This window comes from Streptomyces sp. NPDC048419 (assembly GCF_043200415.1).
Lineage (GTDB): Bacteria > Actinomycetota > Actinomycetes > Streptomycetales > Streptomycetaceae > Streptomyces.
Map to the genome: position 1 here is coordinate 1 of NZ_JBICXT010000073.1, position 10,571 is coordinate 10,571.

General features: G+C 69.1%; 8 protein-coding genes and 2 pseudogenes. 8 read left to right on the plus strand and 2 right to left on the minus strand.

Going from position 1 to position 10,571, the window contains the following annotated elements:
• Positions 1-189 precede the first annotated feature (189 nt).
• The 7 genes from ACGFYN_RS47105 to ACGFYN_RS47135 all read left to right on the plus strand — a co-directional run bounded on the left by ACGFYN_RS47105 (position 190) and on the right by ACGFYN_RS47135 (position 8,279).
• Complete coding sequence (locus ACGFYN_RS47105) at positions 190-915, plus strand: transposase (RefSeq protein WP_393872140.1); 726 nt, start codon at positions 190-192, stop codon at positions 913-915.
• 15 nt (positions 916-930) lie between these two features.
• Positions 931-1,290 (plus strand): DUF6479 family protein, encoded by a 360-nt coding sequence (locus ACGFYN_RS47110; RefSeq protein WP_393872135.1) that lies wholly within the window; start codon positions 931-933, stop codon positions 1,288-1,290.
• Positions 1,291-1,795: 505 nt separating this feature from the next.
• Positions 1,796-4,870, plus strand: a complete 3,075-nt coding sequence (locus ACGFYN_RS47115) for an FAD-binding and (Fe-S)-binding domain-containing protein (RefSeq protein WP_393872141.1) — start codon at positions 1,796-1,798, stop codon at positions 4,868-4,870.
• Positions 4,871-4,916: 46 nt separating this feature from the next.
• Positions 4,917-6,740 (plus strand): thiamine pyrophosphate-requiring protein, encoded by a 1,824-nt coding sequence (locus ACGFYN_RS47120; protein ID WP_393872136.1) that lies wholly within the window; start codon positions 4,917-4,919, stop codon positions 6,738-6,740.
• A 98-nt stretch (positions 6,741-6,838) separates the two neighbouring features.
• Entirely contained in the window at positions 6,839-6,985 is a 147-nt protein-coding gene (locus tag ACGFYN_RS47125; RefSeq protein ID WP_393872137.1) for a hypothetical protein, read from the plus strand.
• Between the two features lie 2 nt (positions 6,986-6,987).
• Positions 6,988-8,019 carry an SDR family oxidoreductase gene (locus tag ACGFYN_RS47130; RefSeq protein WP_393872138.1) on the plus strand — a complete coding sequence of 344 codons (1,032 nt, stop codon included), beginning with the start codon at positions 6,988-6,990 and terminating at the stop codon, positions 8,017-8,019.
• Positions 8,016-8,279 carry a hypothetical protein gene (locus tag ACGFYN_RS47135; protein WP_393872139.1) on the plus strand — a complete coding sequence of 88 codons (264 nt, stop codon included), beginning with the start codon at positions 8,016-8,018 and terminating at the stop codon, positions 8,277-8,279. The genes ACGFYN_RS47130 and ACGFYN_RS47135 overlap by 4 nt, the downstream gene beginning before the upstream one ends.
• A gap of 89 nt (positions 8,280-8,368) precedes the next feature.
• Here the strand turns inward: ACGFYN_RS47135 and ACGFYN_RS47140 are convergent.
• Positions 8,369-8,593: pseudogene (locus tag ACGFYN_RS47140) on the minus strand (IS256 family transposase); the annotation flags it as partial.
• A gap of 279 nt (positions 8,594-8,872) precedes the next feature.
• On the opposite strand from ACGFYN_RS47140, the gene ACGFYN_RS47145 reads away from it, so the two are divergent.
• Entirely contained in the window at positions 8,873-10,111 is a 1,239-nt protein-coding gene (locus ACGFYN_RS47145; protein ID WP_393872142.1) for an IS110 family transposase, read from the plus strand.
• A 1-nt stretch (position 10,112) separates the two neighbouring features.
• Here ACGFYN_RS47145 and ACGFYN_RS47150 read toward each other — a convergent pair.
• Positions 10,113-10,571 (minus strand): annotated as a pseudogene (locus ACGFYN_RS47150) (transposase); the annotation flags it as partial.

The window sequence follows — 10,571 nt, forward strand, 5'->3', positions numbered from 1 at the left end:
GGGCGGCAAGGAGCACTGCGGGCCCATGCCGACCAGCACCCTGGACGCTACGACCGCGAACCGTGCGCCTGGGCTCGATTGAACAAGTCAGGAGCTTGGTCCAGAAGCCCCGTCACTGTCTTGTCCACCCGCCCGACCGGCGCGTGCCGCCCTCGGAACGGACACGCGACAAGGACGGACATGACCAGCATGACGCACGACGGCCCGCAGATCACCGGCGGAGTCGACACCCACGGCCTGACTCACCACGCGGCAGTGATCGACACGGTCGGCCGGCACCTGGCCGACCGGGAATTCCCTGCCACGATCCGTGGCTACCGCGATCTGCTGGACTGGATGCGCTCACACGGCGAGCTCGTCGCGGTGGGCGTGGAGGGCACCGGCGCCTACGGAGCCGAACTCGCCCGGGTGCTGACCGCCGCCGGCGTCACGGTCACGCCGGCCTGGCTCCACCCCCGGTCCTCGCGGGCTGCCCAGTGCCGCTGCCGTCCGCCGTCGTTAGGGAGGCTCAGCACCCGCCTACACCACCTGCGACAATGCCGCGATGCGACGCCGGTCGCCAGCTCCGGGGAGGGGAACGACGTTGATCATTCGCGGAGCGCTGTGTCTTCTCCTGCTGCTCGCGACCAGCGCATGCACGGCGGTTGCATGCGGTTATCGCGGTGTCGACGTGTGGGTCTGGGACTGGGCGGACGCAATGCGCAGACCATACGGAAAGACCTGGCGAAGCCTTACCACCATGCGGATCTTCTTCGGGATCACGAGCGTCCTTCTCCTGGCAGGAGTGAGCGGCGTGGCGACGCTACTGCAGGCCGCGGAGGACTCCGGCCGCGCCACGCTCGGTGTGCTCCGTCAGAGGGGCAACGGGCCCACCCACGCGCCCCGTCGGTAGCGCATCGGCCCCCGGCGGGGTAGTCGATGAAGATGACCATGATCCAGAACGAAGCGGCTGCGACGAATGCGGGCGGTGTGATCGCCGTCCTCGTCGTCGGGCTGGTCCTGGTGGGCGCGCTCATCTGGGCCATCAGGTTCGGCGTGAGGGTACGGCGTCGTGAGCCGCGGACTCCCCGGCGCGGTGAACACCCGACGCTGCCGTCGGCTGGACCTGTTCATGAGACCGAGCAGGTGCGGGAGCCGGACGAGGTGCCTCGGGCCGACGACGAGAGTGAGCGGCTCTCCCCGCACGACCTCGGTGCCTCCGGCAGCAGGCGGAGCCAGGACCAACGTCGTCGGCGCTGGTCTCGCGGCTCCAGCGGTTCGTTCGGCAGCGGTGGCCCAGGCCATAAGTGAGAACGGGAGATGTGGATGCCGGCCCCTAGCGGGCGGCGAACGGCATCATCCACCTCGCGCACTGTCCGTCGTCGTGAGGCGGCGCTGCCCGGCGGCCGGTCTTATCGATCGGACCCGAGGCGCGGTGTCTCACTGAGTGCCCTCCGATAAAGAACCATTGCACCATGCAATGACGGGGTACTCGGGGGGCGGAGTCTCTCCGAGGGCCTCAATTCCCAGTCGAAGGGTGTGACAAGGATGGCGGCAGAACCGATGGCGGGGGCCTCTGCCTCCCGTCTGAGCCGCGGGTGATGGAAAGCGGAACGGTCAGCTGCATGCAGTTCGCTCTCGCGGCTATGGACTGACTGGGGTGCGCTGTCTGGGCCTGCAGGTTCCGATGTCCACGCTCGCGATGCGGCGGAGGCGGCACCTGAGGCGAACAGTCCTTTATTCAATGATCTCGCCTCATATGTGTGGGCAGGCCGAGGGGATGGTTTTTCCGATGACTCATACATCGCGACACGGCATGCGCGGCGCTACCGGCGCATCGCACAAGGCGGTCGACGTGACGCGCCTGGAGGCTGCACTGCGCGAGGCGGTCGATGGTGAGGTCCGCTTCGATGCGGGCAGCAGGGGAGCGTATGCCACGGACGGCTCCAACTACCGTCAGGTGCCCATCGGGGTGGTCGTTCCGCGCAGTGTCGACGCCGCCGTACGCGCGGTGGAGGTGTGCGCGCAGTTCAGGGCCCCGGTGCTGTCGAGGGGCGGGGGGACGAGCCTGGCGGGGCAGGCGACCAACACCGCCGTGGTGATCGACTGGACCAAGTACTGTCATGCGCTGGTTTCGGTGGATCCCGGTGCGCGCACCTGTGTGGTGGAGCCCGGGATCGTCCTGGACGAGCTCAACCGGCACCTGTCCGATCATCGTCTGCAGTTCGGGCCGAAACCGTCCACACACAGCCACTGCGCACTGGGCGGCATGATCGGCAACAACTCGTGCGGGGCGTCGGCACAGGCCTACGGCAAGACCGTGGACAACGTGCGCCGCCTGGAGATCCTCACCTATGACGGCACACGGATGTGGGTGGGGCCCACGACCGAGGACGAACGACAGCGGATCGCCGCCGAGGGCGGCCGCCGGGCCGAGATCCATGCCGGCCTGGAGCGCATCGTCGACGAGTACCTGGCGGACATCCGGCAGGGATACCCCAAGATTCCGCGCAGGGTCTCGGGCTACAACCTGGACTCCCTGCTCCCGGAGAACGGCTTCGACCTGGCCAAGGCCCTGGTCGGCAGCGAGGGCACCCTGGTGACCGTGCTGCGCGCCGAACTCGACCTGGTGCCGGTACCGGCCTATCAGTCGCTGCTCGTGCTCGGTTACGACGACATCTGCCGCGCGGCCGACGACGTCCCCGAGCTCCTGCGGCACTGCTCCCCAGGCCAGCTGGAGGCCCTCGACGGGCGGATGGCGCAGCTCATGCGGGAGGAAGGCGCCTACCTCGACTCCCTCGATGCCCTTCCGGACGGCGACAGTTGGCTGATGCTGCAGTTCGTCGGCGACGGCCAGGATGCCGTCGACGAGCAGGCGCACGCGCTGCTGCAAGCCTTGGGACGCAGCGAGAAAGAGGCCACGGTGGCCTTCTCCGACGATCCCGAGCGCGAGCAGAAGATGCTCAAGGCCCGCGAGGCGGGGCTCGGAGTGACCGCGCGCCCGCCGGACGACCGGGAGACCTGGGAAGGCTGGGAAGACTCCGCCGTCCCGCCCGAGCGGCTGGGCGAGTATCTGCGTGACCTGAAGAAGCTCTTCGACGAGTTCGACTACGACCACCCGTCGCTGTACGGACACTTCGGACAGGGCTGTGTGCACACTCGCATCCCGTTCGGGCTGAAGAGCGCCGACGGTGTCGCCGACTTCCGCCGCTTCGTGGAGCGCGCCGCGGACCTCGTGGCCTCCTACGGCGGCTCCCTGTCCGGCGAACACGGGGACGGCCAGTCGAGGGGCGAGCTGCTCACCCGCATGTTCGGCGAGCGGCTGGTGGGCGCCTTCGGTGAGGTGAAGGCCCTCTTCGACCCGGACAACCTGATGAATCCGGGCAAGGTCGTCGACCCGCACCCGGTCGACGGACAACTGCGGCTCGGCCCGAACTGGCGTCCCACGGCTGGGATCACAACGCACTTCGGCTACCCGGAGGACGAGCACTCCTTCACCCGGGCGGTGATGCGCTGTGTCGGCATCGGCAACTGCCGCAGCCAGCAAGGCGGCGTGATGTGCCCGTCCTACCGCGCCACGCGGGAGGAGGAGCACTCCACCCGCGGGCGGGCCCGGCTGCTGTTCGAGATGCTCGGCGGGCACGCGGATTCCCCCGTCACCGACGGCTGGCGTTCCACCGAGGTGAGGGACGCCCTCGACCTGTGCCTGGCCTGCAAAGGCTGCAAGTCCGACTGCCCGACGGGCGTCGACATGGCGACGTACAAGGCCGAGTTCCTGGCCCACCACTACGACGGTCGCCTGCGTCCCGCGGCGCACTATTCCATGGGCTGGCTGCCGGTATGGGCCCGGCTGTCACGGTTCGCCCCCTCGCTGGTCAACAGCGCACTGCAGGCTCCCGGTGTGGCCCGGGCGGGCAAGTGGCTGGCCGGCGTGGACGGCGCCCGGCGGGCTCCGGTGTTCGCGCCGCAATCGTTCCTGCAATGGTGGCGGACCCGCGCCGTGGACGAGCCGGATCCCGCCGACTCCCGCACCGTGGTGCTGTGGCCCGACACGTTCACCACCTATTTTCATCCGTCGATCGCGGTCTCGGCGGTCCGTGTATTGGAGGACGCCGGTTTCCGCGTCGCCGTGCCCACGGGCGCCGTGTGCTGTGGCCTCACATGGATCTCCACCGGCCAGCTCACTGTCGCCAAGAAGGTCCTGCGCCGCACCCTCGACGTCCTGCAGCCCTACATCGAGGCAGGCACGCCGGTGATCGGGCTCGAGCCCTCCTGCACCGCCGTGTTCCGCGCGGATGCGCCCGAACTGATGCCGGACGACCAGGACGTGCAGCGCCTGGCCGGCCAGTTCCGCACCTTCGCCGAACACCTCGTCAATCACGCCCCCGAGGGCTGGCAGCCGCCCGCGCTGGCCCGGCAGGCCGTCGTGCAGACTCACTGCCACCAGCACGCGATCATGAAGAACGACGCCGACCGCGAGCTGATGCGCCGTGCCCACCTCGACGCCCAGGTGCTGGACGAGGGATGCTGCGGCCTGGCCGGCAACTTCGGCTTCGAACGCGGCCACCATGAGGTCTCCATGGCCGTCGCGGAGCAGGGCGTCCTGCCGGCCGTGCGGGCGGCCGCCCCCGACAGCCTGCTCCTCGCGGACGGCTTCAGCTGCCGAACCCAGATCGAACAGGGCGGCACCGGCCGCCGGGCCCTGCACCTGGCCGAGGTGCTGGCCCTGGGCCTCGACACGAACCTGCCCAGTGCGCATCCCGAACGCCTGGCACAGCGGCCGCCCGAGCCGCCCCGCGCGGGCCGCTGGGCGATCACCGCGATCACCGCGGCGCTGACGGCTTCAGCTGTCGCCGTGGCCGGTCGCAGCCGCCTGCGCCGCCACACCTAGGCGACAACCACCAGACACACGTGCCCCACCGGAAAGGGTCAACACCATGTCGATGAAGGTCTCCGACTATCTCCTGGAGCGTCTGCGCGCCTGGGAGGTCGAGCACGTCTTCGCCTACCCCGGCGACGGCATCAACGGCCTGCTCGCAGCCTGGGGACGGGCCGACAACAAGCCCCAGTTCGTCCAGGCCCGGCACGAGGAGATGGCCGCCTTCGAAGCCGTCGGCTATGCCAAGTTCTCCGGCAAGGTCGGTGTGTGCGCAGCCACCTCCGGACCCGGCGCCATCCACCTCCTTAACGGCCTGTACGACGCCAAGCTCGACCACGTGCCCGTCGTCGCGCTCGTCGGGCAGACGAACCGCAGCGCGATGGGCGGCTCCTACCAGCAGGAGATCGATCTGCTCAGCCTCTACAAGGACGTCGCCTCCGACTTCTGCGAGATGGTCACCGTCCCGGAGCAGCTGCCTAACGTGCTGGACCGCGCCATGCGCACCGCGATGGCACGCCGCTCGGTGACTGCCGTCATCGTCCCGGCCGACGTGCAGGAACTCGACTACTCGCCGCCCGAGCACGCCTTCAAGATGGTGCCCTCCAGCCTGGGTATGTCCCGCTACGCCCCGGTGCCCGCCGACCCCGACATCGAACGCGCCGCCGAGGTGCTGAACGCCGGTGAGAAGGTTGCCCTCCTCATCGGTCAGGGCGCCCGCGGGGCCCGCCAGGAGGTCATGGAAGTCGCCGACCGACTGGGAGCCGGCGTGGCAAAGGCCCTGCTCGGCAAGGACGCCCTCGACGACCATCTGCCCTACGTCACCGGTTCCATCGGCCTGTTGGGCACCCGCCCGTCGTACGAGCTGATGCAGGACTGCGACACCCTGCTGGTCATCGGATCCAGCTTCCCCTACACCCAGTTCCTGCCCGAGTTCGGCCAGGCCCGCGCCGTGCAGATCGACATCGACCCGCACATGGTCGGCCTGCGCTACCCCTTCGAGGTCAACCTCGTCGGCGACGCCCGCGCCACCCTGCAGCGGCTGCTGCCCCACCTGCAACAGGCCAAGGACAAGGTCTGGCGCAAGAAGATCGAGAAGAACACGGCCCGCTGGTGGGAGGTCATGGAGCGGCGCGCCGCGGTGGACGCCGACCCGATCAACCCGGAGTACGTGGCCCACGCCCTGAACGGCCTGCTGCCCGAGAACGTCATCCTGGCCGCCGACTCCGGCTCCGCCGCCAACTGGTATGCCCGCCACCTGCGGCTGCGCGGCGAGATGCGCGGCTCGCTGTCCGGCACGCTCGCCACCATGGGACCGGGCGTGCCCTACGTGATCGGAGCGAAGTTCGCGCACGGTGACCGCCCGGCGATCGCGCTGGTGGGTGACGGGGCGATGCAGATGAACGGCCTTGCCGAGCTGATCACAATCTCCAAGTACTGGCAGCAGTGGGCCGATCCGCGCCTGGTGGTGGCCGTGCTCAACAACCAGGACCTCAACCAGGTCACCTGGGAGATGCGCGCCATGTCCGGCGCCCCCCAGTTCCTGCCCTCGCAGTCTCTGCCCGACGTCGCCTACGCCGACTTCGCCCGCTCGGTGGGCCTGGGCGGGATGCGGGTGGAAAAGCCGCAGGACGTGCAGAGCGCCTGGGAGACGGCGCTGGCAGCCGACCGGCCCTTCGTCCTGGACTTTTGCACCGACCCGGCGGTGCCGCCCATCCCGCCGCACGCCTCCCTCGACCAGATCGAGGCCGCGGCGCTCTCCGTCCTCAAGGGCGACAGCGACCGCGCCGGCATGGTCCGGCAGGGCTTCAAGGCCAAGGTCCAGGAAATGCTGCCCGGCCACCGCCACCGCGAGGACCGGCCCGGCACCGGCCAGGACCAGTGACCCGCCATCAGACCGTGGAGCGGCCGGAGACGGCAAGGCCACGCGGTCGCCGCGCATCGTTGCTGGTTCGAACGCAACCGTGGCGCCTGTGGTGCCTCGTGCCTGTACGAGAGGACTTCGACACCGCCCAGCACCACCTGCGGGGCAACCTGCCGCAGACCGTCGTGCACGCCCTGCTGCGCGAAACCGGCGTCCGTCTCGACGCCGCGCCCGTTCGCAGGACGCACCAAACGCAAGGGAACTGACCATGGCCGTCAACGTTGTCATCACCGGCGCCAGCGCCGGGATCGGCCGGGCAACCGCCCGCCTCTACGCCCGACGCGGCGCGAACATCGTCCTCATCGCCCGCGGCCACGCCGGACTGCAGGCCGCCGCCGACGAAGTCGAAGCCCTCGGCGGCCGCCCCCTGATGCAAAGGGCCGACACCGCGGACATGCAACAGGTCGAAGCCGCAGCTGACGCCGCAGAGGAAGCATTCGGCCCCATTGACGTATGGATCAACTGCGCCTTCACCAGTGCCTTCGCACCGTTTGACGAGATTGCAGCCGACGAGTACCAGCGGGTCACCGACGTGACCTATCACGGCTTCGTCCACGGCACCCGGGCCGCGCTGAAGCGGATGCTGCCGCGGGATCGCGGCACGATCGTGCAGGTGGGTTCCGCGCTCGGCGAGCGGTCCGTCCCGCTGCAGTCCGCCTACTGCGGCGCCAAGCACGCCATCAACGGCTTCACCTCCTCCGTGCGCACCGAGCTGCTCCACCGCCGCAGCCATGTGCACATCACCATCGTGCAGATGCCGGCGGTCAACACCCCCCAGTTCTCCTGGGTGCACTCCCGCCTGCCCCAGCACCCCAGTCCCGTCCCGCCGATCTACCAACCCGAAGTCGCCGCCCGGGGCGTCCTGCGCGCCGGCGACCACCCGCACCGCAAGCAGTACTTCATCGGCGCCAGCACCGTGGCGACCATCTGGGCCAACCGCCTCGCCCCCTCCCTGCTCGACCGCTACCTCGCCCGCACCGGCTTCGATTCCCAGCAGACCGACAGCCTGCCGCCGACCGGCCGGAGCAACCTGTTCCAGCCCGTCGACCATGAACGGGGCGAAGACCGTGGCGCCCACGGTGTCTTCGACGAGACCTCCCACGCCCGCTCCTGGCAAGCCGTCCTCACCCGTCACCGCTTCCTGTCACTGACGGGCATCAGCCTTGCCGCCGGCGCGGCCGCAGCGGGACTGCACCGGCGGGGCCGCACGTCCTCGATCACGCAAGCAGGTCTGCGATGAGTGAAGGCACCAACGAGCTGCCGCACCATCCACCCGCTTCACGCGAGCTTCTGGACCAAGCCGGTCGGATCGTCGCCATAGTGGGCGGTGTGCCCTTGGCCCGGGCCCAGGAAATCCTCCGCAGCATGTCGGCGCACACCCACATCAAAGAACGGCACGTTGCCGAGCTCCTCGTCGACTGGGCATCCTCAGGGCGCCTGCCCGCAGACCTGCACAGCGAACTGCGCAAACAACTCGATCGCCGACCAGAGCGCACATGACGAACTCCCGTTGTGACCGCAGAGCAAACTGCACGGTAATGAACGGCATAGGGAGTAACTGTCAAGACTTGTGGACCAGTTGATTCGGATCATGCAGCGGCGGCCTCGGGGCGTTCGACGAGGTGACTGTTCTCGAATCGGGCGCCCGCCCGGACGAGGGCGACGAGGTGGGGCGCGGTGATCGCCCGCCAGCGGTCCTGAGCGGACTCGGCGAGCTTGAAGACCATTGCCAGCGCGGCGGCCGGGCTGCCTGCCCCGCGGGTGACCTTGGTCCGAAGCTTCACCGTCGAAAAGGTCGACTCGATGGGATTTGTACCAGGTATGAAATCTATGGGCGCCGCTGTCTGCGTCCTGGTGACCGGGCTTCGGCCCGGTTGTACGGTGCGACCGTCAGGACAAGGGGTGCCCGGGGAATCAGCATGGGCAGGCCGATCTTGAACGATGGGCTGCGAGCCCGCCTTTGTAGATGGCCGCCCCTGCGACTTGCCTGGCTGCGTCGTGAGCGCGATTCCGTAGGTGTCGTTTCGCCCAGCTGATCCCCGTACCGGGTTCATGTCTACACAGGGGGACGGGTGATGGGACGGTTCATCGGGTTGGACATTCATCGTGACTTCGCGCAGGTCGCGGTGGTCGAGGACGGATGCGTCACTGACTGGGGCCGGGTGGGGTGCCGGCCGGAGGCACTGCGGGAGTTCGCCGCACAGCTGCGTCCGGACGACCATGTGGCGCTGGAGGCGACCGGGAACGCAAGCGCGGTGGCCGTGCTTCTCGAGCCGCATGTCGCGAAGGTGGTCATCTCTAACCTGGTCAAGACCCGGGCGATCGCTGAGGCGAAGGTGAAGACCGACCGGGTCGACGCGCGCATTCTCGCGCAGCTGCTGGCCGCCGACTTCTTGCCGGGCACCTGGCTGCCGGACGAGCGCACCAGGATGCTGCGGCGCCTCTCGGGGCACCGGGCGCAGCTGGTGCGCGGCCGTATTCGGGTCAAGAATCAGGTCCAGGCGGTGCTGCACCGCAACATGCTGCCACGCCCGCCGGTCAGCGACTTGTTCGGCACCCGCGGGCGAGACTGGCTCGCGCACCAGGTGCTGCCGGCCGACGAACGGGAGACGGTCACTGCGCTGCTGCGCCAGCTCGACTTCTATGGTGCGGAACTCGCCTCGGTGGAACGGCGCTTGGCCGCCGATGCGCTCGACGACCCGGTCGTGCGGCGGTTGATGACCATTCCGGGCGTGGATGCGATGACCGCGGTCACCGTGTTGGCCGCGGTCGGTGACTTCCACCGCTTCTCCAGCGCGGACAAACTCGTCTCGTATCTGGGCCTGAACCCGACGGTGCGTCAGTCCGGCGGAACGGCCGCCCACCATGGGCGGATCACCAAGGCCGGGTGCGGCAAGGCGCGCGGGATGCTGGTGCAGGCCGCGTTCGCCGCGCTGCGGTCCCCCGGCCCGCTGCGGGCCCTGCATCAGAGGATCAAGGCCAGGCGCGGGATGCAGGTCGCGATCGTCGCAGTGGCCCGGAAGATCACGGTTATCGCGTGGCACCTGGTCGTCAAGGAGCAGGACTATGCCTTCGCCCGCCCGAGCCTGGTCGCCTTCAAGCGGCGCAAGCTCGAGCTGAGCGCCGGTGCCGAACGCCGCATCGCCCGGCGCGGTCCGGGCTACGACTACAACGACAAAGAGCTGCGACGGCAGGAACGTGAGATCGCCGAACAGGCCGAGCGCGCCTACGCGGTGCTGGCCGGCCAGTGGCAGGCCAAGCGCCCGGTCGGCGCACCTCGCCTGCCAGCGATCCCCGGCACCGAATCCGAGTCCGTGACCTGCACTGCTTGACGATTACATCCGTGGTGCGCAAGTGGATCCAGTGCTCGGCGGGGAAGTCGTAGAACGCCAGCAGCTCCTCGGAATCGTTGGTGATCTTCTTGACGGCCTTGGGCCACTTCGCGCCGTACGCCTTCTCGAACGCGGTGACCGCCTTCTCGGCGTGCGCACGGTCCTCGGCGTTGTAGATCTCCTGCAGCGCCTTCTTCGCGCCGGGCTGCGCGGACTTCGGCAACGCGTTCATGACATTACGGACTTTGTGCACCCAGCATCGCTGCTGCCTCGCCTGCGGAAACACCTCCGCCAGCGCCCTCCACAGGCCCATCGCGCCGTCCCCGGCCACGAGCGCCGGGTCGCGCATGCCGCGCCGCCGACAGTCGCGCAACAGGTCGGCCCAGGACTCGGTCGATTCCCGCAGCCCCTCGGCGAGCGCGATGAGTTCCTTGTGCCCGTCGGCGCGCACGCCCATGAG